Source organism: Pseudorhodoferax aquiterrae (genome assembly GCF_014652235.1).
Taxonomy (GTDB): domain Bacteria; phylum Pseudomonadota; class Gammaproteobacteria; order Burkholderiales; family Burkholderiaceae_C; genus Pseudorhodoferax; species Pseudorhodoferax aquiterrae.
On the sequence record NZ_BMYK01000028.1, the window covers coordinates 1 to 21,505 of the forward strand.

At 68.9% G+C, this 21,505-nt stretch carries 21 protein-coding genes; 10 read left to right on the forward strand and 11 right to left on the reverse strand.

Annotated elements, in window-relative coordinates; all coding sequences use genetic code 11:
• Positions 1 to 194 precede the first annotated feature (194 nt).
• From IE209_RS27670 to msrA, 3 genes are all read right to left on the reverse strand, one after another.
• On the reverse strand, positions 195 to 2,273 hold the full coding sequence (locus IE209_RS27670) for a TonB-dependent receptor (RefSeq protein WP_189690109.1): 2,079 nt from the start codon (positions 2,271 to 2,273) through the stop codon (positions 195 to 197).
• A gap of 82 nt (positions 2,274 to 2,355) precedes the next feature.
• Positions 2,356 to 2,676: a hypothetical protein gene (locus tag IE209_RS27675; RefSeq protein ID WP_189690110.1), complete on the reverse strand. Its 321-nt coding sequence runs from the start codon at positions 2,674 to 2,676 to the stop codon at positions 2,356 to 2,358.
• Positions 2,677 to 2,683: 7 nt separating this feature from the next.
• On the reverse strand, positions 2,684 to 3,214 hold the full coding sequence (gene msrA / locus IE209_RS27680; RefSeq protein ID WP_189690111.1) for a peptide-methionine (S)-S-oxide reductase MsrA: 531 nt from the start codon (positions 3,212 to 3,214) through the stop codon (positions 2,684 to 2,686).
• Between the two features lie 95 nt (positions 3,215 to 3,309).
• Here msrA and IE209_RS27685 point away from each other — a divergent pair, with 95 nt between their 5' ends.
• The 6 genes from IE209_RS27685 to IE209_RS27710 all read left to right on the forward strand — a co-directional run bounded on the left by IE209_RS27685 (position 3,310) and on the right by IE209_RS27710 (position 8,561).
• The gene (locus IE209_RS27685) at positions 3,310 to 4,089 is read left to right on the forward strand and encodes a YdcF family protein (RefSeq protein ID WP_189690112.1); all 780 of its coding nucleotides are present in this window, start codon (positions 3,310 to 3,312) and stop codon (positions 4,087 to 4,089) included.
• Positions 4,090 to 4,155: 66 nt separating this feature from the next.
• Complete coding sequence (locus IE209_RS27690) at positions 4,156 to 4,857, forward strand: TetR/AcrR family transcriptional regulator (protein ID WP_189690113.1); 702 nt, start codon at positions 4,156 to 4,158, stop codon at positions 4,855 to 4,857.
• 32 nt (positions 4,858 to 4,889) lie between these two features.
• Positions 4,890 to 5,576, forward strand: a complete 687-nt coding sequence (locus IE209_RS27695; protein WP_189690114.1) for a protein-L-isoaspartate O-methyltransferase family protein — start codon at positions 4,890 to 4,892, stop codon at positions 5,574 to 5,576.
• Positions 5,577 to 5,580: 4 nt separating this feature from the next.
• The gene (locus IE209_RS27700; protein WP_189690115.1) at positions 5,581 to 5,907 is read left to right on the forward strand and encodes a rhodanese-like domain-containing protein; all 327 of its coding nucleotides are present in this window, start codon (positions 5,581 to 5,583) and stop codon (positions 5,905 to 5,907) included.
• Positions 5,908 to 5,921: 14 nt separating this feature from the next.
• Entirely contained in the window at positions 5,922 to 7,271 is a 1,350-nt protein-coding gene (locus IE209_RS27705; RefSeq protein WP_189690116.1) for a TolC family outer membrane protein, read from the forward strand.
• A 120-nt stretch (positions 7,272 to 7,391) separates the two neighbouring features.
• Positions 7,392 to 8,561 (forward strand): Fic family protein, encoded by a 1,170-nt coding sequence (locus tag IE209_RS27710; RefSeq protein WP_229883086.1) that lies wholly within the window; start codon positions 7,392 to 7,394, stop codon positions 8,559 to 8,561.
• On the opposite strand, the gene IE209_RS27715 is transcribed toward IE209_RS27710, so the two are convergent.
• The 3 genes from IE209_RS27715 to IE209_RS27725 form a co-directional block, all read right to left on the reverse strand.
• Positions 8,535 to 9,806, reverse strand: a complete 1,272-nt coding sequence (locus IE209_RS27715; RefSeq protein ID WP_189690118.1) for a 3-deoxy-D-manno-octulosonic acid transferase — start codon at positions 9,804 to 9,806, stop codon at positions 8,535 to 8,537. The two genes, IE209_RS27710 and IE209_RS27715, sit on opposite strands and share 27 nt — an antisense overlap.
• The gene (gene waaC, locus IE209_RS27720) at positions 9,806 to 10,789 is read right to left on the reverse strand and encodes a lipopolysaccharide heptosyltransferase I (protein WP_189690120.1); all 984 of its coding nucleotides are present in this window, start codon (positions 10,787 to 10,789) and stop codon (positions 9,806 to 9,808) included. Before waaC ends, IE209_RS27715 begins: the two co-directional genes overlap by 1 nt.
• A gap of 245 nt (positions 10,790 to 11,034) precedes the next feature.
• Entirely contained in the window at positions 11,035 to 12,432 is a 1,398-nt protein-coding gene (locus IE209_RS27725) for a phosphomannomutase/phosphoglucomutase (RefSeq protein ID WP_189690121.1), read from the reverse strand.
• 185 nt (positions 12,433 to 12,617) lie between these two features.
• Here IE209_RS27725 and IE209_RS27730 point away from each other — a divergent pair, with 185 nt between their 5' ends.
• Genes IE209_RS27730 through IE209_RS27740 form a run of 3 tightly spaced genes read left to right on the forward strand, consistent with a single transcriptional unit; the run spans position 12,618 to position 14,009 of the window.
• Complete coding sequence (locus IE209_RS27730; protein WP_189690122.1) at positions 12,618 to 13,013, forward strand: DUF6531 domain-containing protein; 396 nt, start codon at positions 12,618 to 12,620, stop codon at positions 13,011 to 13,013.
• Positions 12,985 to 13,704: a hypothetical protein gene (locus tag IE209_RS27735; protein WP_189690123.1), complete on the forward strand. Its 720-nt coding sequence runs from the start codon at positions 12,985 to 12,987 to the stop codon at positions 13,702 to 13,704. Before IE209_RS27730 ends, IE209_RS27735 begins: the two co-directional genes overlap by 29 nt.
• On the forward strand, positions 13,701 to 14,009 hold the full coding sequence (locus IE209_RS27740; protein ID WP_189690124.1) for a hypothetical protein: 309 nt from the start codon (positions 13,701 to 13,703) through the stop codon (positions 14,007 to 14,009). Before IE209_RS27735 ends, IE209_RS27740 begins: the two co-directional genes overlap by 4 nt.
• Positions 14,010 to 14,205: 196 nt before the next feature.
• Here the strand turns inward: IE209_RS27740 and IE209_RS27745 are convergent, their stop codons facing one another.
• Positions 14,206 to 14,805: an ORF6N domain-containing protein gene (locus IE209_RS27745; RefSeq protein WP_189690125.1), complete on the reverse strand. Its 600-nt coding sequence runs from the start codon at positions 14,803 to 14,805 to the stop codon at positions 14,206 to 14,208.
• Positions 14,802 to 15,011, reverse strand: a complete 210-nt coding sequence (locus IE209_RS27750; RefSeq protein ID WP_189690126.1) for a hypothetical protein — start codon at positions 15,009 to 15,011, stop codon at positions 14,802 to 14,804. The genes IE209_RS27745 and IE209_RS27750 overlap by 4 nt, the downstream gene beginning before the upstream one ends.
• A 615-nt stretch (positions 15,012 to 15,626) precedes the next feature.
• Here IE209_RS27750 and tnpC point away from each other — a divergent pair.
• A complete protein-coding gene (gene tnpC, locus IE209_RS27755; protein WP_229883087.1) occupies positions 15,627 to 17,231 on the forward strand; it encodes an IS66 family transposase in 1,605 nt (534 codons plus the stop codon).
• A gap of 231 nt (positions 17,232 to 17,462) precedes the next feature.
• On the opposite strand, the gene IE209_RS27760 is transcribed toward tnpC, so the two are convergent.
• The 3 genes from IE209_RS27760 to glgC are packed head-to-tail and all read right to left on the reverse strand — an operon-like array spanning position 17,463 to position 21,357.
• Positions 17,463 to 18,644, reverse strand: a complete 1,182-nt coding sequence (locus IE209_RS27760; protein WP_229883088.1) for an AAA family ATPase — start codon at positions 18,642 to 18,644, stop codon at positions 17,463 to 17,465.
• Positions 18,641 to 20,092 (reverse strand): glycogen synthase GlgA, encoded by a 1,452-nt coding sequence (gene glgA / locus IE209_RS27765; RefSeq protein ID WP_189690127.1) that lies wholly within the window; start codon positions 20,090 to 20,092, stop codon positions 18,641 to 18,643. The genes IE209_RS27760 and glgA overlap by 4 nt, the downstream gene beginning before the upstream one ends.
• Complete coding sequence (gene glgC, locus IE209_RS27770; protein WP_189690128.1) at positions 20,089 to 21,357, reverse strand: glucose-1-phosphate adenylyltransferase; 1,269 nt, start codon at positions 21,355 to 21,357, stop codon at positions 20,089 to 20,091. Before glgC ends, glgA begins: the two co-directional genes overlap by 4 nt.
• Positions 21,358 to 21,505: the final 148 nt, after the last annotated feature.

Here is a 21,505-nt window from a genome sequence, read left to right on the forward strand (position 1 = left end):
CAGGCTTTCATGCGCAGGGGCGAGTACACGCACTCATGACTGGTTTGGATGTCTCACTGCGTGTAGACATCCCATACCCCTCCAGGGGCGCACCCGGCGGCCTGGCAGAGCCAGTTCCGCGGGTGCACTGGCATGGCCTGCTCCGTGGCCTTCAGCGCAGTGGCATGCGCTGCGACCTCATGCGCGTGCAGATGTCAGAAGTTCAGTCGGACGCCCAGTCGCGCACTGCGCCCGGGCAGCGGCGCCTTCGGGAAGGCCGTGGTCGTCAGCACCGAGACGGCGCTGTAGGCCAGTTCGTCGGTGATGTTGTCCACGCGCGCGAACCACAGCAGCTCGGAGCTTCCGAGCGGCACGCGGTAGCTCAGCGCGGCATTCCACAGCGCATAGCCGTCGGTCGCGCGCTGGCCCTCGGCCGGCACGCGGCGCTGGGCGCGGACCAGGTCCACGCCGAGCTGCGCGCCCCAGGGCCCGCGCGCCCAGGACAGCGTGCCGCCCAGACGGGCCGGCGCGATGCGCGGCAGCGGCTCGCCGCTGTCCAGGTTGGTCGCGCGCACGAGGTCGGCACGCCACAGGAAGTCCAGCGTGCCGATCTGGTCCGCACGGCCCAGGCCGCCCGCGCCCAGCAGGCGCAGCGTGCCATTCGCCTCGGCGCCGTAGAAGCGTGCGCGCACGCCGGCGTAGCGCAGGTCGGCCAGGGCTTCGTCGCCGTCCGTGGGGTTGAGCTCCCCCTCGGCGCTGCGCGTGTTGCCGGTGTCCACCAGCCCGATGTAGTTGGAGAAGCGGCTGGCGTAGATGTTGAGCGCCGCCTTGTGCGGACCCTCCTGCCAGGCCAGGCCCAGGTCGACGCTGTTGGACTTTTCCTTGCGCAAGGAGGCGTCTCCCGTCTCCCAGGCGGCCGTGGCCAGGTGCGGGCCGTTGGCGAACAGCTCGTAGTCGCGCGGCGCGCGCGCGCTGTGGGCCAGGTTGGCCGTGAACTGCCAGGCCGGTGAGAGCCTGACGAGCGCGCCGCCGGCCAGGCTCAGCGGCGTGAAGCTGCGCTCGCCGGTTTCGAAGCGCGTGACATCAGGATCGGTGCTGCCGTCCGACCGCACCCTGACCCGCTCGACGCGCCCGCCCAGCGTCCACTTGCCCCAACCGGTGGGCAGCTCCTCGTAGACGAAGAGGGCCTGCTGGCGCGTGCGGCTGGCCGGCGCGAAGGCCTCCTCGCCTTCGGCGGCAAAGCGGTTGCTGTCCAGCTGCAGGCCGACCACGCCCTCCAGCGGGCCGATGGGCCGGTGCCGCGCCTCGAGCCGCAGGTCGTTGCCCTGGTTGCGAAAGCGCGTGCCGGCCTCGTCGCCTTCGAACTCGGTGTGCCGGTAGCGCGTGTGGGCGGCCTGCAGCTTGATGCTGCTGAACCAGCCCGGCAACTGGCGCCATTCACCGGCCAGCGCATAGCGGCGCGAACGCATGCCGATGGTGACCTCGTCCTCGGCCACCGTGCCGTAGTCGCTGCGGTAGTCGGTGACGGAGGCGCCCAGGTAGCCATGGTCGAAGAACAGCGAGCCGCCGACCGAGCCGCTTTCGGTGTCGCTGGCGGAGTTGCAGATGCGCCGAGCCTGCTCGGCACTGCCGGGCTTGCTGCAGGGCAGGTCGATGGGCACGGACACGTCTTCGGTGCGGCGCTTGCTGAGGTCCACGTGCAAGGCGTAGCGGTCGTTGCCGCCTTCGAGCAGCAGCGCGCCGTCGCGGCCCTTGTTGCCGGTGGACAGGCCCGCCTCGGCCGCGCCCGTGATGCCGCCCTTGGCGTCGAACTGCGGCGCGCGCGGGATGCGGTTGTCGATCAGGTTGACGACGCCGCCCACGGCGCTGCCGCCGTACAGCAGCGCGCCGGGGCCGCGCAGCACCTCGATGCGCTCCACGGTCAGGGGATCGGACGGCACGGCATGGTCGAAGCTCAGCGACGAGGCGTCGAGCATCGCGCCGCTGTTCTGCAGCACGCGAATGCGGTCGCCGTCCAGGCCGCGGATCACGGGCCGGCTGGCATTGGGGCCGAAATAGGTGCTGCCCACGCCGGGCAGGCCGTCCAGCGTCTGGCCCAGCGTGCCCTGGCGGCGCAGCGTGAGCGCGTCACCCTCCAGGCGGGCGGTAGGAACCACGGCGTCGGCCGTGCCCAGCGGGTTGCCGGTGACGGTGACTTCCTTGAGCGTGGCGGATTCGGACTGCGCCCACGCGGGGGACAGGCAGGCGAGCGAAACGGCGGCAGCGACGGCGCCGCGCGAGAAATGAGGGGACATGGAATGGCTTCGTTGAAATCGGTCGTGCAGGCGGCCGCGCGCACCTGTCTTGCGACAGGTGCGCGGGCCGGAACGGGGGAATTCAGCGAAGCCCGGGCGGGCCGCGCGCCTGGAACGGCGGTGGCGCCGGCGCACGCGGCGCCGGGCATGGACTGGCCAGCGGCGCCATGGCCGCCAGGGCCGGCAAGGCCAGCAGCGGCAGCCCAGCCAGCAGGTCGGCCGCGCCGGCATGGTCGTAGAGCTGGCAGTCGACCGTCGCATGGCCGACGTGGAAGTGGTCCGAGGCGGAGCCGTGCACCTCGCGGTGCGCGAGCGCCAGGGTCTGCGCGGCCAGCCAGACGCCCAGCAGCAGGCCCAGCCACCACAGTGGCCGGCGCAGGTGCGGGCGCAGGCGGGGGGTCAAGCGCGACTCAGGGCTTGGCCAGCCGGCTGAAGGTCTTGCGGAACTTGGCGACCTTGGGCGCGGCCACGGCCATGCAATAGCCCTGGTGGGGGTTCTTCTCGAAGAAGTCCTGGTGGTACTCCTCGGCCGGCCAGTAGTTGGCCACGGGCAGCACCTCGGTCACGATGGGCGCGCTGCTGTGGCTGGCCAGTTCGGCGATGACCTCGCGCGCGACGGGCTCTTGCGCCGGGTTGTCCAGGTAAATGCCGCTGCGGTACTGCGTGCCCACGTCGTTGCCCTGACGGTTCAGCGTGGTCGGATCGTGCACGACGAAGAAGATCTCGAGGATCTCGCGCAGGCTGATCTGGTCGGGGTCGAACTGCAGGCGCACCACCTCGTTGTGGCCGGTGCGGCCGGTGCAGACCTGCTCGTAGCTGGGCCGCGGCACCTGGCCATTGCTGTAGCCGCTTTCCACGTCGAGCACGCCCTGCACTTCCTTGAACACCGCCTCGGTGCACCAGAAGCAGCCGCCGCCCAATGTGATGGTTTCCGTTGCCATGCCATGCCCTTCGCAAAATGTGCAGCCGGCATTGTGCCGTGGCCATCCACGAGAATGCCCGGCCCGTCTCCATCGCCCCCCGCACCGCCTTGCCCATGAACCCTGCCGAATGGCGCCCCATCCTCTCCACCCTGGTGCTGCCGCCGGCCGGCCCCCTGCTGCTGATCGCGTTCGGCTGGCTGCTGGCGCGGCGCCGGCGCGCGGCCGGGCGTGCGCTGGGCCTGGCGGGCCTGGTGCTGTTGTGGCTGCTCAGCAGCAATGCGGTGGCGGTGCGCCTGTCCGACCTGCTGCTGCCCGCCGTGGCGGCATTGCCGCCGGGCGAGGCCGTGGCCCGGCTGCAGGCGCACCGGGTGCAGGCCGTGATCGCGCTCGGCGGCGGACTGTACCCGCGCGTGCCCGAACTCGAGGGCCCGCAACCCTCCAGCCAGACCGGCACACGGGCGCTGTACGGCGCCTGGCTCGCGCGCGAGAGCGGCCTGCCGCTCGGCTTTGCCGGTGGCATCGGCTGGGCCAATGCGGGAGAGGCCGAACATCCCGACGAGGCCGATGCGGTGGCGCGCCTGCTGGCCCGCACCGGCCTGGCGCCGCTGCGCTGGGCCGACAGCCAGTCGCGCGACACCATCGAGAACGCCCAAAACATGGCGGCGCTGCTGCGCCGCGACGGCATCGAGCGCATTGCGCTCGTCACCAGCGCCTGGCACATGCCGCGCGCCGTGCGCGCCTTCGAGGCGACCGGCCTCACGGTGCTGCCCGCCCCCATGGGTTTTGCCGTGCCGCTGCAGCGCCCCGTGCTGGAGTGGCTGCCTTCGACCCACGGCCTGACCAACACCTCGGCCGTGGTGCGCGAATGGCTGGCGCTGCGCCTCGGCCGCTGAACACCGGCCTGCCTTGACACGCCGAATTCGCACTGCCTACATTACTAACCGGTCAGTCATTAAGGAATGCCAGCCTCCTCCGACACTCCCAGCCCCACGGCCGCCGGCAAGCGGGCCCGGCGCAAGGACGCGCGCCCGAGCGAACTGCTGGACGCGGCGCTGGAGTTGTTCGTCGAGAAGGGCTTCGCCGCCACCAAGGTGGAGGCCGTGGCCGCCCGGGCCGGCGTTTCCAAGGGCACGCTGTTCCTGTACTTTCCGAGCAAGGCCGATCTGTTCCGCGCTGTCGTGCAGGAGAACCTCGCCGCCCGCTTTGCCGACTGGAACACCGAGTACGAGGCCATGGACGGCGGCAGCGACAGCGCCGCCGACATGCTGCGCCATGCCTTGCAGTCCTGGTGGACGCGGGTCGGCTCCACCAAGCTCACCGGCCTGACCAAGCTCGTGATCAGCGAGGCGCAGAACTTCCCGGAGCTGGCGGCCTGCTACCACGCCGAGGTGGTGCAACCTTCGCAGCAGCTGCTGCGCCGCGTGATCCAGCGCGGCATCGACCGCGGCGAGTTCCGTCCGCTGGACGCCGAGTACGCCGTCTACAGCGTGACCAGCACCATCCTCTACCTGGTCATGCAAAAGCACGCGATCGGTCTGGTCGGTCCGGCGTCGGGCCAATTGATGCCGGAACGCTACATTGCCTCCCAGCTGGACATCATCCTGCACGGCCTGCTGGGACCGGCCCAGGGCCCGCCCTCTAGAATCCCAGCTCTGTCGTGACTTCGCGTCTCCCGCTACGCCTTCCTGAAAAAATGACCCCCGCCGAAATCGAACGCAGCCGTTTCAACATGATCGAGCAGCAGATCCGCCCCTGGGATGTGCTGGATGCAGCCGTGCTGGAGCTTCTGGGGCAGGTGCGGCGCGAGCAGTTCGCACCGACTGCGTTGCGGGGCCTGGCTTTCATGGACACCGAGGTGCCTCTGCGCACCCCGCACGACGAGGCCCTGCGCCAGGGCCATTGCATGCTGGCCCCGCGCGTGGAGGCGCGCAGCGTGCAGGACCTCAAGCTGCAAAAGACCGACCGCGTGCTCGAGATCGGCACCGGTTCCGGCTATTCCGCCGCGCTGATGGCCAGCCTGGCCGCCAGCGTGCTGACGCTGGAGATCGAGGCCGCGCTGGCCGAAACCGCCCGCGCCAACCTGCGCGAGGCCGGCATCGCCAATGCCGAAGTGCGCCATGCCGATGGGGCGCAGGGTGCGCCGGCCGATGGCCCGTTCGATGCCATCTTGCTGAGCGGCTCGGTGGCGGCCGTCCCCCCGGCCCTGTTGCAGCAACTCAAGCCGGGCGGCCGGCTCTTCGCCATCGTCGGCAACGAGCCGATGATGCGCGCGCAGGTGATCACCCGCGTGGGCGAAGGCCGGTTCGAGACCGCCTCGCCCTGGGACGCCATCGTGCCGCGGCTTCAGAACTTTCCGGAACCGTCGCCTTTCCAGTTCTGAGCCGATGATCGACCACGTCAACCCCTCGCAACTCAACGACTGGCAGCCCGGGCAGATCACGGTCCTCGACGTGCGCGAACCCGCGGAGCTCGCGGTGGCCAGCGTGAAGCCCGACGGGTTCACGCTGTTGGCCATTCCCATGGGCGAGATCCCCGCGCGCCTGGCCGAGCTGGACCCTGAGCAACCGATCGCCTGCCTGTGCCACCACGGTGCGCGCAGCATGCGCGTGGCGCAGTTCCTGGTCCAGCAGGGCTTTGCGCAGGTCGCCAACATCAGCGGCGGCATCGACGCCTGGTCATTGCAGCGCGATCCCACCGTTCCCCGTTACTAGACGAAGGCATGGCCATGGTGCAGACGAGAAAACACAAGACCGCACTCCGCCGCAGCACCACTGGCCTGCTGCTCCTGTTGATCTTCGGCGCACCGGCCGCCGCATCCGCCCAGACCCTGGTGCAGCTGTTCGAGGCCGCCCGCAGCACCGATGCCACCTACCAGGGCGCACGCGCACAGTACGAGGCCAACCTGGCCAAGGCCGACCAGTCGCGCGCGCTGATCCTGCCCAGTGCCAACCTCTCGGCCGGCGCCTCGCGCAACACCTACGACAGCACCACGCCGCCCGTCGACGGCACCTACACGGCGCTGACGGCCAGCGTGGGCGCGACGCAGCCGCTGTACCGCCCCGGCAACTGGGCCGGCTACGAGCAGGGCCTCAAGCTGACGGACATCGCCCGCGCCCAGTTGCTGGTGGCCGAGCAGGACCTGATCATCCGCGTGGCCCAGGCCTACTTCGATGTGCTGGCAGCCCAGGACACGCTGGCCTTCGTGCAGGCGCAGAAGGCCGCCGTGGCCGAGCAGCTGGCCTCGGCGCGGCGCAACTTCGAGGTCGGTACCGCCACCATCACCGACACGCGCGAGGCCCAGGCCCGGCACGACCTGGTGATGGCCCAGGAGATTGCCGCCGCCAACGATCTGCGCGTCAAGAAGCTGGCACTGGACACGGTGGTCAGCCGCACCGACGCCCGCCCCACCCCGCTGGCCCAGCCCGTGCCGCTGCCCGCGCTGGCCGGCGATGCCGAGACCTGGGTGCAGCAGGCCGAAGGCCATCCGGTCGTGCAGCAGGCCCGCATCGGCGTGGACGTGGCACGGCTGGAGACCGAGAAGGCACGCGCCGGCCACAAGCCCACGCTGGACCTGCAGGCCAGCTACGGCATCAACCGCTACCCGCAGGGCTATCCGAGCAACAGCCTGGCCTTCGGCACGCGCCAGAACCAGGGTTCGCTGGGGGTGCAGCTGACGGTGCCGCTGTTCGCCGGTTACTCCGTGCAGAACCGCGTGCGCGAAACCCTGTCGCTCGAAGAGAAAGCCGCGGCCGACCTGGAAGCGGCCCGCCGCACCGTGGTGCAGAACACGCGCACGGCCTACTTCGGCGTGATGTCGGGCAAGGGCCAGGTCGAGGCGCTGCAGGCCGCCGAAGCCTCCAGCCAGAGTGCGCTGGACGCCAACAAGCTGGGCTACCAGGTCGGCGTGCGCATCAACATCGACGTGCTGAACGCGCAGAGCCAGCTCTACCAGACCAAGCGCGACCTGGCCCAGGCCCGCTATAACGTGCTGCTGGGCGAACTGCGCCTGCGCCAGGCCAGCGGCAGTCTGCGCGCCGAGGATCTGCAGGGCATCGAGGCGCTGCTGGTGCGTTGAGCCTCTCGCAAAAAATCTCGCAAAAAATCCTGCAGAAACGCGGGAAAGTCCTTTCAATACAATGACTTTCCCATGCCTCCCATCTCGCAGAAATTTGCGCTTTACAGCCATCCATCGGAGATGGAGCCGCTATTGCCCGGCGAGCACCGGCTGGGACCTTTGCTGGAGCAGGCGCATGACCTGATGCGCAGCGGCGGTCGCCTGGCGGGCATGTGCCAGCCCGAGGCCTTGCGCGGGCTGCGCAGCCAGTTGCGGGCCATGCATTCGTACTACAGCAACAAGATCGAAGGCCAGCATACCTTGCCGGCCGAGATCGAACAGGCACTGCGCAACGACTACGCCAGCGATGCGGACAAGGCGCGGCGCCAGCGGCTGGCCTTGGCCCATATGGCCACCGAAGCCAGCATGGAGGTGCATTTGCCGCAATGGGACTGGGCGGCGGTCTGGTCCCCTCGCATGCTGCAGGACATCCACCAGGATCTTTTCGCGCGCCTGCCCGCGGACGATCGACGCCTGTCGGCGCAGGAAGATCCGCTGCATCCAGGCCAATTGCGCAGCCAGCAGGTCAGTGTGGGCCGGCATGCTGCACCCGATGCCGGCAAGCTGCCGGCGTTCCTGCAGCGCTGGAGCCAGTTCTACGCAAGCACCCGCCGCGGCGAACTGCAGGTGCTTGCCGCCGCGGCGTCGCACCAGCGGCTGGCCTGGATCCATCCCTTTCGCGATGGCAATGGGCGTGTCGCACGGTTGCACACGCATCTGGTGCTGTCCCATCTGGGCCTGACGAATGGCACCTGGTCGCTGCTGCGCGGCTTTGCCCGTAGCCACGATGCCTACTACGCGCACCTGGCGGCGGCCGACGAAGCACGTGCCGGAGACCTCGATGGCCGTGGGAGCCGTACCGAGCGCGGGCTGGAACACTGGATCGCCTACGTGCTGGGCTTGTGCCTGGACCAGGTCCAGTTCATGACCGAACTGCTCGCGCTGGAAGGCATGCGCGAGCGTATCGCGGCGTGCCTGGCCTATGAGGAACAGGTCGTGCGCCAGGGTGTGCGGCACGAAGCCCTGCGCGCGCTGCACTACCTGTTTGCCACCCAGGGCGAATTGGAGCGCGCGGACTTCAAGGCCATGCTGGGCCTGGGCGACCGTCTGGCCACGGCCCAGGTCAGTGCCTTGCTCAAGCGCGGCCTGCTCGACAGCGATTCGCCCTACGGCCGCCTGCGCTTTGGCGTGCCGCAGCACGCACTGCGCTTCTACTTCCCCCGGCTATGGCCGGAGGCCGAGGTCCAGTAGCGCGGCGATGGCCGCCGCCGTGCGCGCCGCCGCGCCGCGGTGGGCCGCCGCGAAGGCCAGGCTTGCGTCGCTGGCCTGCTGGCGTGCCGCAGGGTCCGCCGCCAGCCGCAGCACGGTCTGCACGGCCTGTGCAAGACCGTCCACACGCAAGGCCGCGCCCGCCTGCCCGGCCAGTTCCGCCGCCTCGGCGAAGTTGAAGGTGTGCGGCCCCATGAGCACCGGGCAGCCGCAGGCCGCGGCCTCGATCAGGTTCTGCCCGCCCAGGGGTTCGAAGCTGCCGCCCAGCAAGGCCATGTCGGCCAAGCCGTAGTACAACGCCATCTCGCCCAGCGAATCGCCGAGCCAGACCGCGCCCGCACCGGCCGGCGGCGCATCGCCCCAGCCGCTGCGCCGCGCCACGGCAAAGCCATGCGCACGCACCAGCTCGGCCACGGCATCGAAACGCTGCGGATGGCGCGGCACGATCAGCCATTGCACAGCCACGGCAGCCGCGGGGTCCGCCTGCAGCAATGTCAGCAAGGCGGCCTCCTCGCCCTCGCGCGAACTGGCGAACAGCACCACCGGCGTGCCCGCTGCGGCCCGCCATTGGCGTCCGCGCGCCAGTTGCGCCGCATCGGGCGTGGCATCGAACTTGAGGTTGCCGAACACGCCGGCCACCGGCGCACCGGCACTGCGCAGCCGCGCGGCATCGTCCTCGGTCTGCGCGTACGCGGCCGCGAGCGAGGCATAGGCCGGCGGCAACAGCGGCACGCGCTGCGCACCCTGCAGCGATTTTTCGGACAAGCGTGCATTGGCCAGCACCAGCGGCACGCCGGCCCGGCGGCAGCTTTCGATGAGCCAGGGCCAGATCTCGGTTTCCATGAGGATGCCGACACGCGGTTGGAATTGCGCCACGAAGCGCCCGGTCGCGCCCGGCGTGTCCCATGGCTGCCAAGCCTGCAGATCGCCTTCGCGCAGCAGCCGCGCGCCCTCGGCCCGGCCCGTGGCCGTGCCGTGCGTGAGCAAGAGGCGCATGCCGGGCAGGCGCTCGCGCAGCGCGGCCACGAGCACGGCGGCCGCGCGCGTCTCGCCCAACGAGACCGCATGCACCCAGACCCAGCCGCTGGACGGCGGCGGGGTGTAATGGCCAAAGCGCTCGGGCACATGCGCGCCGTAGCCGGGCTCGGCCACGGCACGGCGCGCGAGCTTGCGCCGCAGCAGAGGTTGGGCCAGCCAGGTCAGCCAGCCGTACAGGCGCAGCAGCATCAGGCGGGCACCGGCCGGGGCGCGACGGCCAGCACGCCCTGCCAGGCGGCCCAGACCTCGTCCACGCTGGGCGCACGTTCGCCGCCGACCGGCACCTGGTGCGCATGGCCCACGGGGCCGGCACGCCAGGCGCGCGGATAGCTGAAGATCTGCACGTGCAGCAGGTCCAGCGCCACGGCCATGTGGCTCAGGCCGGAGTCCACGCCGATCACGCCCGTGGCCGCCGCCATTTCGCGCAGCACGCCGGCCAGCGACAGCCGCGGCCAGACGCGGGCCTTCGGGCCGATGGCCGTGGCCAGCGCGGTCGCCAGGCGCAGTTCGGCGTCCGAGGCATGCGGCAGCCAGACGGCGAAGCCATCGGCCGCCAGCCGCTGGCCGATCGCGGCCCAGTGCGCCTGCGGCCATTCGTTGTCGGGCCGTGTCGTGCCATGGGCCAGCACCACCGCGCGCACCGGTGCCGGGCGCTCCACGCGCAGCTGGTAGACGGGCGGCGTCTTCAGTTCATAGCCCAGCGCGCCGGCCGCCAGCACGCGGTAGCGCTGCACCGCGTGCACGCGCCGCGGCATGGGCACCAGGCGGTTGGCGAAGAAGCGCGTGGGCCACTCGTAGCCGCACTCCTCGCTGCGGTTGCCGTAGGTCGCGCGAAATCCCTGGGCCGAGATGCGGGCCTGGCGCGCCACCATGCCCGATTTGATGAGGCCCTGGATGTCGAGCACCGCGTCGTATTCGACCGCCCGCAGCGCCGTGTAGAAGGCGCTGCGTTCGGCCCGCGTCGCGGCGTCCAGCCAGGACTTGCGCCAGCGCCGCCCGGCAAAGCGCAGCACGCGCTCCACGCCGACCACGCATTCCACAAGCGGCGCGAACGACTCCTCGACCACCCAGTCGATCCGCGCCTGCGGCAGCGCCGCGCGCAGGTCGCTCACGACCGGCATGGCCTGCACCACATCGCCCAGCGACGAGAGCTTGACGATCAGGATCCTCATGCAGTGAGAGCTTGTGAAGAAATCGCTTGAACTCACGCAAGACCCCGATGCACGTCAGTTCGACATTCACCGACCGCGCGCGGGGTCTTGCCCTTCGGGCCGGGGCGCCCACAGGCGCCGGGCGGCGTTGCGCCGCTTGTCCGTATCTCGATACGGACCGCGCGACGCGCCTTGCCCGGCACCCGCGGACACCCCGTCGTGAGTCCAATCAATTCCTTCACAAGCTCTGAAGCCGCTGCCTGCGCTCAATGCGCGGCCGCCTGGATCTGCGCGTCCGGCTTGACCGACCGCAGCAGCGCCATGAGCTGCGTCTGGATGCGTTCGAGCGCGGCCTCGGTGTGGCCCTCGAAGCGCAGCACCAGCACCGGCGTGGTGTTGGAGGCACGGATCAGGCCGAAGCCGTCCGGCCAGTCCACGCGCAGGCCGTCGATCGTGTTGACCGTCGCCGGTGCGTCGAACTTTGCCGCGGCCACCAATTGCGCGACCAGCGCATGCGGCTCGCCCTCGGCGCAGCCGACGTTGAGTTCGGGCGTGGAAAAGCTCGTCGGCAGCGCGTCGAGCACCGCACTCGCGTCGGGCGACCTGCTCAGGATCTCAAGCAGACGTGCGCCGGCGTAGGTACCGTCGTCGAAGCCGAACCAGCGTTCCTTGAAGAAGATGTGGCCGCTCATCTCGCCGCCAAGCGGCGCCTGGCCGCCCTCGGCTTCGATGGCCTTCATCTTGGCCTTGATCAGCGAGTGGCCGGTCTTGAACATCAGCGCCTTGCCGCCGGCGGCCTCGATGGCCGGAGCCAGCCGCTGGGAGCACTTGACGTCGAACAGGATGGTGCCGCCCGGCACGCGCGTGAGCACATCCTGCGCGAACAAGGCCATCTGGCGGTCCGGGAAGATGTTGTTGCCCTCGCGCGTGACGATGCCCAGGCGGTCGCCATCGCCGTCGAACGCCAGGCCCAGCTCGGCGCCCGTGGTCTTGAGCGCGGCGATCAGATCGTGCAGGTTCTCGGGCTTGCTCGGGTCCGGGTGGTGGTTGGGGAAGTTGCCGTCGACCTCGCTGAACAGCTCGGTCACCTCGCAGCCCAGCGCGCGGAAGATCTCCGGCGACGAGGCACCGGCGATGCCGTTGCCCGAATCCACGACGATCTTGAGCGGGCGCGCCAGCTTCACGTCGCCCACGATGCGCTCGCGGTAGGCCGGCAGCACATCGGCCTGGCGCACGCTGCCGCCGGGCACGAGCGACCAGTCCTCGGCTTCGATCATGCTGCGCAGGGCCTGGATCTCCTCGCCGTAGATGGCGCGGCCACCCATGATCATCTTGAAGCCGTTGTAGTCCTTGGGGTTGTGGCTGCCCGTGATCTGGATGCCGCTCTTGGCCAGCGTGTGGGCGGCGAAGTACAGGATGGGCGTGGTGACCATGCCCACGTCGATGACCTCGACGCCCGCGGCCACGAGGCCGCGGATCAGCGCGGCCGACAGGCTGGGACCGGACAGGCGGCCGTCGCGGCCCACGGCCACCGTGGTTTCGCCCTCGCGTCGGGCGATGGTGCCGAATGCGCGCCCCAGGCCTTCGGCCACGGCCTCGTTGAGCGTGGACGGCACGATGCCGCGGATGTCGTAGGCCTTGAAGATGGACGCGGAAACTTGCATGGAACTCCTGGGGAGGGTGGCTTGCGGTGCGGGCGATTATGGGGGAAACCCGAGGCATCTCGACCGCTTGTCGGCTACGTGAGACCGTGCCCTAAACAAATTCCGAACTCTTTGGATAACCGTGTTTGAGGGGCTGCTGCGCTGGGGCGTGGTGGTGAGCACGGGCTGTTATAGAGAGTATCGACATGGTTGCGATCGTTGCTGGGCAAGGACTGGGGCTGCTGAACACATCTGGGTCCTTGCTGGGCTCACAGGGGCAGATCGGTGTGGCTGGACAGGGAGGCTCTGGCGAGCGGGTGAGCGTGAACGCGTCCACCGGCAACCTGGTGGTGCAGCAGCAAGACGAGTGGTTGGTGGGTCGGGGCCCGGACACGGCAGTGCTGCGCACGTACAACAGTTTGGGCGGGGCCGATGCAGACAACGGCGACCAATGGCGGCTGGGACTATCGCGCAAGGTCACTTTGGCCACGGGCACGCTGAACGCGGCCGGCAGCACGGCCAAGCGCATCGCCGAGGATGGCTCGGAGACCAGCGCTGCCAGCAGACCAGAGAGTGAAAGCGCATGCGCTTGGGGTCTATGACGCGGGTGTTGGTACTGCTGAATCGGCGGGCTACAGCTTTGGCTTGGTTGGCACGGCAGAGAGCCGCGCTGCTTGGGCCCTCAAGACGGCCGAATCGGCTGTACAGGGAATCCGCCGCTTAGCAAGTGACCCGAGTGGAACGGTCTCGGGCTGGTGGGACAACCTGACCGGCGATGACCCGGTGGCCATCCGACAAGCTACGGCACAAGGTGCTGGCATTGCGCTCGGGGTGGCTGGCGGCGCCGCGATGGGGCGGCTCGGCGGCGTGCGCTCAACTGGTCTTGGCTATGACATCTCCAGGTGGGGAGAGTATGGGCTACCAAGCGATGGGTACTTTGTCCGAACTCTCACGCGAGAGCAGTACCTTGACCTCCAAGCTGGGCGGTCGTTCAGTTTTGGTGGAAAACCTGCTGATGGATATCCCGGTGGCATGGGCTTCATCGGCTCGGCAGAGGAAGTGCGAGGACTTACGACGGTACAGGGGTATCGTGAGGGCTTGAAGCTCAGCTACGACCCGAAGTACGTGCTCGAATTCCAACTGTCTAATCCGGCGGGCCTGCAAAACGTCATTCGTGCTCCCTACGCAGAGTTCGTTCCTGGTGGAAAGACAGGGGCCGGGTTCAGTGAATGGAACTACCCTGGCATCAGTTCGAGCGAAATCGTTAATGGAAAAGTGAGGGTGTTGAAGTGATGCAGGACGAGTACAGGTCGTTGGATGGCTCAACTGTTGCCTTCGACCTCGACGATGTGGTTCAGGTGGCAAAAGGCTACAGCCAACTCAAGAAGGGGTGGCACTCGTTTATCGTCTATGACGTGCCGACGCGCGCATTCATTGAACTTCGGAGTTCGCCGCCGGACTACAAGGGGAATTCTGCGGATGAAGTGGAAGAAGTGACGGAGCAGTATGTGTGCGCGACGCTCCTGATTGAGCCGTCCCGATTAAGCGCGCTGCGTGCGTCGCCACGCAAGTGGCAGTTGGTAAATCGACGTGTTTGACAGCTTCCGGGGGCGTGTCCATGTCCTTTTTTTGCCGAAACCAAGAAATATCCGGTCCCCCGTTGGTGCACCTGGTGTCTGAATAGCCGCAGCAGGCGGTCAGTCCAGCCGGCGCTGGGCTGACCCGTAGGCGCACCTGCCCCAGCAGGTTGCCGCAGGGCCGGGGGAGCCCAATGGCATTAGACCTGCAACGGGGTCAGGTCTTGCCTTTTGCCCTCGACGCCTTCTTGCCCTTGTCCTCGTGCGTCACGAACCCGATAGGCCGCTTGGGCGGCTCGGGCGGTGTCATGAGTTCGCGCAGCGCATCGAACACCTGGCGCAGCTGATTGCGCGTATTGCGGCTGAAGGTGTCGTGCTGCATGGCCAGGGCCTCGGTCTTGTCCTCCAGCTCGCCCAGCCGCTTGGCCAGGTCCTGGTGGGTGACGGCCAGTTCGCGCACGCGCACGAAGGTGCGCATGATCTCGATGTTGACGGCCACGGCACGCTCGCTGCCCAGCACCGAAGAGAGCATCGCCACGCCCTGCTCGGTGAAGGCATAGGGTGGCGTGCGCCGGCCGCCGCGGCCGGCGTTTGAGGTCACAGTTTGTGACCTCAAAGCGGCGAACTCTTCGGCGGACAGCTGGAACATGAAATCCCCCGGAAACCTCTGGGCGTTGCGCTTGACCGCCTGTACCAGCACCTTGGTCTGCACGCCGTAGAGCAGCGCCAGGTGGGCGTCCAGCATCACCCGCAGATCGCGAATGACGACGATGCGCGGGGTTATGGCCTCCAGCGGCAGCAGTGGCTGCGTGCTCATCGCGCGGCCGCCTCGGCCAGCACGGTCTGGATCATGCGTGCGACGAACTGCTGCTGGGACTTGGGCAACTGGGCCACGGCCTCGATGTGCTGTTGCCACTGCGGCGCCGGGCCGCGCTTGCCGCGTGCGGCCGGCTTGCTCTGGCCGAACAGCTCATCGAGCGAGACCGCCAGCGTGACGGCCACCGTGGGCAGCGCGGACAGCATCACCCGCAGATCGCGAATGACGACGATGCGCGGGGTTATGGCGGCACCAGCAGCCCGCGCACGTTCCTCAGCCAGTTCAAGCGAGGCATCGACGGCACCAGCGCGGGCGACACCAAGGCGAGCAATGGGTGGCCCGGAAACGTCTGCTGGCCAGGCATTCGTGTTGCAAGCGCAGGCCAACAGCGCACGCAAGATGGGTGACATTGCCACATCGGAGCGCCTGGGCCGCGATGCTGCATTCCAGCTTGGTGTACACGAGCAAGTTCGTTTGCAAGACATGTGGAATGACCCGCTGCTCAACACAATGGGTAAGTTCAACGCAGTGATGCTCGACAACAACTTGCTGGCGAGGTTCGGCCGCCCGCTCGACATCTACGTCGGCGCCAACAAGTACACCGACAGGCCCGGCGAGAGCCTGGGCTACATGAAGGCGCCGGAGATGCTGCCCAACAGGGATGCCACGCAGCTGGGCACACGCCTGGAGATCGCCAGGAATGCCTTCAACTACATGTACGAGGCGCGTCAGGATGCTGGCAAGTACAGCGTGATCCAGAACTCGTTCACGAAGCTGGCAGCGCCTGCCCGAACTTTGCAGCATCACTCGGGATCGTCCAGTTGCAGCAGCAGGTGCAGGACCAGGCGCAACAACTGTCCGAGCGTGACCAGGCGCTGGCCCAGCGCGACGCACTGCTGCAGCGCAAAGACCGTGAGATCGCGCTGCGCGAGGCCAAGATCGAGAAGATCCAGTTCGAGCTCGCCCGGCTCAAGCGCTGGACCTACGGGGCCAAGTCTGAGGCGATGAACGCAGACCAGCGTCGCCTGTTCGAGGAAACGCTGGCCGAGGACGAAGCGGCGCTGCGTGCGCAGCTCGAACGTCTGCGTCGTGAAGCCGAGGCCGCTGCGGCGGCCGCCGGCACCAAGCCCAAGGCGCCGCCGCGCAAGCCGCGTCGCAACCCGTTGCCTGCGCACCTGCGTCGCGTGGAGCATCGCCATGACCCCGAGCACACCGACTGCCAGGAGCAAGGCTGCGGGCGCCCCATGCAGCGCATCGGTGAAGACGTCACGGAGCGACTGGATGTGGTGCCGGCCGAGTTCTTCGTGCACCGCCACATCTACGGCAAGTGGGCTTGCAGGCACTGCCAGACCCTCAAGCAGGCGCCCAGCGTGCCGGAGATCGTCGAGGGCGGCATCGCCGCCAGCGGCCTGCTGGCGCACACGGCGATCAGCCGCTTCGTGGACCACTTGCCGTACTACCGGCAGGAGAGCATCAACGCGCGCTCGGGCGTGCACACCCCGCGCTCGACCCTGGCCAGCGCGACGGGTCAGGTGGGCGCTGCGCTGGAGCCGCTGTACGAGCTGCACAAGCGCTTCATCCTGGATTGCCGTGTCGTGCACGCCGACGAGACGCCGGTGGCCTTGCTGGACCCGGGCGCGGGCAAGACACGCAGGGCCTACATGTGGGCTTACGCGCGAAGTTGGCACGACCTGGCGCCCGGCGTCATCTACGAGTTCTGTCGAGGGCGCGGGGCGCAGTACCCCGTGGCATTCCTGGGCGGCGACAACAATCTTGGCGAGCGACGCTGGTCAGGCACCTTGCTGACCGACCGCTACGGCGCGTATGACACCGTGGTGGACCCACGCCTGTACCCGGGTCGCATCAGCGCGGCTTGTGCCGCCCATGCGCGCAGGAACTTCGAGGAGCTGACGAAAGACGGCACCAGCCCCATCGGGCTGGACGCTCTGCGACGGTTCGCCCGCATCTACGAGGTCGAGGGTGAGCTCAAAGGGCTGAGCGACGACGAGCGCCGAGCGCATCGCCAGCGCCTGGCCAGGCCGCTGTGGCATGAGATGCGGCAGTGGCTCGAACTGGAGCGGCGCATGGTCGCTGACGGCAGCGCCACGGCCAAGGCCATCGACTACACGCTGGTCCACTGGGCCGCCCTCACGCGGCACCTGGAGGACGGCGCCGTGGCGCTGGACAACAACCACTTGGAGCGGCAAATCAAGCCGTGGGCAATGGGGCGCCGCACCTGGCAATTCGTGGGCAGTGAACTCGCAGGTCAACGGGCCGCCATCATCATGAGCTTGGTGCAGTCGGCACGGATGAACGGGCATGATCCCTGGGCCTACCTGCGTGACGTCCTGCAGCGTCTGCCGACACTGCCCAACTCTTGCCTCGCCGAGCTACTGCCACATCTCTGGACATCAGCGCAGGCCTGAACGCTGATCGCCGTCAAGATGGGACGGCCAGACGCTCACGGCGAGACGGCCCTGCGCGACGGTTCCCTGGTCGAGATCCTGCGGCCTGGCGGCCTGCACCCTACCCCTTCCACCTCGTGTATCCCCAAAGCCGGCATGTGGCGCACCGGCTGCGCGTGTTCATGGACTGATTGCTAGAGGGTTTCCCGGCGCGGGTGGCGCGGGACGGGGGCACCGCCGCCGGCTGATGGCTCAGCGCGCGAGCCAATCCCAGCGCGGGATCTGGTCCATCTCCATCCCGGCCAATTGGGTCTCGCCAAGCGGCTTGTGCAGGTCCAGCCGCTGTGTGTTCGGAACCGCGCCATCCAGCGCCGCCAGCAGCCGCGGCGCGTGCGTGACCACGATGACCTGGGAGGTCCGCGCGGCCTGCCCGATGAGCCGGCCGAGCGCGGGCAGCAAGTCCGGGTGCAGGCTGGTCTCCGGCTCGTTGAGCACCAGGAGGGCCGGTGGCCGCGGCGTCAGCAGCGCAGCGATCCAGAGCAGGTAGCGCAGCGTGCCGTCGGACAGCTCGGCCGCGTCCAGCGCGCGCAGCAGACCATGCTGGTGCATGCGCAACGCGAAGCGCTCGCCCAAGACATCGATCTGCACCCGCGCACCCGGGAAGGCGTCCTCCACCGCGGCATCGAGCGCGGCGCGGTCGCCGATCTCGCGGATGGTCTGCCAGGCCGCGGCCAGGTCGCTGCCGTCGTCACCGAGCACCGTCGTCGTGGTGCCCAATTGCGGCACGCGCGCGGGCGCATCGGCGTCGCTGCGGAAATGGTCGTAAAAGCGCCAGCCGCGGATCTGCTCGCGCAGGCTCAGCATCTCCGGTGCGGCGCGCGGCTCGGCGTACTCGGTCATCATGCTCGCGAAGGCCGGGATGGGCCGCGCCACGCCCTCCCAGCCGCGCTCGCCGCGGATGCGCAGCGCGGGGCCACGCCGTTCGACCAGCAGCGCGGCCGGCCGCATGAAGGGCCCGTTCCACACCGCCTCGCGCTTGATCTCGGGGTCGTGGTTGAACACCGAGGTGCTGCGCGGGACCGGCAGGCCGATGTCGATGGCGTAGCCGTAACCCTCCGCCGTGGCCGCGCCGAAGCCCAGCTGCAGCGACACCGGACCGTTGCGCCGCGTCCCCTGCACGGGCTGATCGCCGCGCCGCATCGCGGCCGAGAACTGCTCGGGCCCGGCCCACAGCGTGGAGGCGAGACCGCCCTCGCGCGCGAGCGCGCGCACCACGCCGCCCTGGGCCACGGCGGCAAGCAGGCGCAAGGCGCGGTAGACGCTGGACTTGCCGCTGCCGTTGGCGCCCGTCACCAGCGTCAGCGGGGCCAATGGCAGCACCAGCCGGCGCAGCGAGCGGTAGTTGGCGATCGCCAGCGCCGACAGCACGGTCACAGGGCCGCGATGGCCTCCTGGTAGAGCGCCAGGTACTGCTGCGCCACGGGTTCCCAGGAGAAGTTCTGCGCCATGCCGCGCCGCACCAGCTGCTGCCACAGCGCGGGCTGCCGGTAGGCCAGCACCGCACGTTGCAGCGTGCGGCCCAGCGCATCGGCCGTGGCAGGGCCGAACGAAAAGCCCGTTGCCAGGTCGCGCGCCAGCGTGTCTTCGTTCGCGTCCACGACGGTGTCCGCGAGGCCGCCCACGCGGCGCACGATGGGCACGGTGCCGTAGCGCAGCGCGTAGAGCTGCGTCAGGCCGCAGGGCTCGAAGCGCGAGGGCACCAGCATGGCGTCGGCGCCTGCAATCAGTTGGTGCGCGAAGGCTTCGTCGTAGCCCAGCCGCACCGCCACGCGGCCCGGGTGCTGGGACATGGCCTGGCGGAAGGCGCCCTCGAGCGCGGCATCGCCCGTGCCCTGCACGGCGAACTGGGCGCCCTGGGCCAGCAGGTCGGGCAGGGCCTCGAGCACGAGGTCCAGGCCCTTCTGCGAAGTCAGCCGGCTGACCACGCCGAACAGCGGCGCATCGGCCTCCGGCGCCAGGCCCAGCGCCTGCTGCAGCTGCGCCTTGCACTGCGCCTTGCCCGCCAGCGCGCCCGCGCTGTAGCGCGCGGGCAGTTCGGGGTCGGCCGTGGGGTCCCAGACCTGGGGATCGACACCGTTCAGGATGCCCGAGACCTCGTTGCCCCGTGCGCGGATCACGCCGTCCAGCCCGCTGCCGTACTCGGGCGTGCGGATCTCGCGCGCATAGGTTGGGCTCACGGTGGTCACGCGCGTGGCGAACTTGAGGCCGGCCTTGATGAACGAGAAATGTCCGTGGAACTCGAGTGCCGAAGGCGCCATGAAACGCGCCGGCAGGCCAAGCAAGAAGAAGTCCGTGGGCTCGAACAAGCCATGGAAGGCCAGGTTGTGCACCGTGAAGACGGTCGCCACGTCGCGCACGGGCCGCGCCGCCAGGTAAGCGCACGACATGGCGGCATGCCAGTCGTGCGCGTGCATGACCTGCGGCTTCCAGGCCGGATCGAGTTCGCCCGCCGCGACTTGGGCGGCGACCCAGCCCAGCAGCGCGAAACGCTGCAGGTTGTCGGCCCATTCCAACCCGTCGGGGCCCAGGTAAGGGTTGCCGGGCCGCTCGTACAGGAAGGGCGCGTCGACCACATAGGCCGCCTGCACACCGTCCAGCCTGCCGCGCAGCAGGCGCACGCGGCCGGCACCGAACATCGGGCCCAGCGTGCAGACCTCGGCCAGACCGTCCACGCCGCGCAGCACGGCCGGCAGGCCGGGCAGCAGCAGCCGCACCTCGGCGCCCTGGGCCGCGAGCGCCTGCGGCAGCGCGCCCACCACATCGGCCAGCCCGCCCGTCTTGACCAGCGGATAGACCTCCGCCGCAACCTGCAGAACCTTCATGAACCGAGCTTGTCCAGCATGGGTTGGGTCACCAGCACGATGCCGTTGGGGCTGCGGTAAAAGCGCGCCGCGTCGGCCTCGGCATCCTCGCCGATCACCATGCCGTCCGGGATGGACACACCGCGGTCGATGATGGCGCGCGTGATGCGCGCATGCCGGCCGATCTGCACCGCGGGCAGCAGCACCGACCAGTTCACGCTGGAATAGGAGTTCACGCGCACGCTGGAAAACAGCACCGAACGCAGCACATTGCCCGAGACGATGCAGCCGCCCGACACCAGCGACTCGATGGCCATGCCGCGCCGGTCGTCGGCGTTGTGCACGAACTTGGCGGGCGGCAGTTGCGCCTGGTAGGTCCAGATCGGCCAGCGCGTGTCGTACAGGTTGAGTTGCGGATCGGTCGCCGTGAGGTCGATGTTGGCATCCCAGTAGGCGTCGATCGTGCCCACGTCGCGCCAGTAGGCCTCCTCGCCCACGCGCATGTTCACGCACGAGAGCTCGAACGGATGCGCCGCGGCCTGCGCGTTCTTCACGGCGCGGGGGATGATGTCCTTGCCGAAGTCGTGGCTGGAGTTCGCATCGTTCATGTCGCGCTCGAGCTCCTTGTAGAGGTAGCGCGCGTTGAACACGTAGATGCCCATGCTGGCCAGCGCCATGTCGGGCCGGCCGGGCATCGCCGGCGGATCGGCCGGCTTTTCCAGGAAGTCCGTGATCATGCTGTTCTCGTCCACCGCCATCACGCCGAAGGCCGTGGCCTCGGCGCGCGGCACGGCGATGCAACCCACCGTGCACTCGCGGCCCTTGGCCACGTGGTCGGCCAGCATGATGGCGTAGTTCATCTTGTAGATGTGGTCGCCGGCCAGCACCACGATGTAGTCGGGCCGGTAGCTGGCCAGGATGTCCTGGTTCTGGTAGACGGCGTCGGCCGTGCCGCGGTACCAGCTTTCCTCGTCCACGCGCTGCTGCGCGGGCATGAGGTCCACGAACTCGTTCATCTCGGTCTTCAGGAATCCCCAGCCGCGCTGCACGTGGCGCAGCAGGCTGTGGCTCTTGTACTGCGTGATCACGCCGATGCGGCGGATGCCCGAGTTCAGGCAGTTCGACAAGGCGAAGTCGACGATGCGGAACTTGCCGCCGAAGTAGACGGCCGGCTTGGCACGCCGGTCCGTCAGGTTCATGAGGCGGCTGCCGCGGCCGCCTGCCAGCACGAGGGCGATGGCCCGTTTGGGCAGATCGAGCTGCTGGGCCAGGTCCAGGGAATTCATGCGTTCTACTGCGGCCATCACGTCCACTCACAAATTGGTTACGTTGAGCGTCTAGGATAGCCGCAGTCGCGCTGCATACCGGCGTGCCATGCAAGAAATCAGCCCTTGTCTGGCATGGACCCTGCTAGTTCGCGCCAGCCTCATCCGC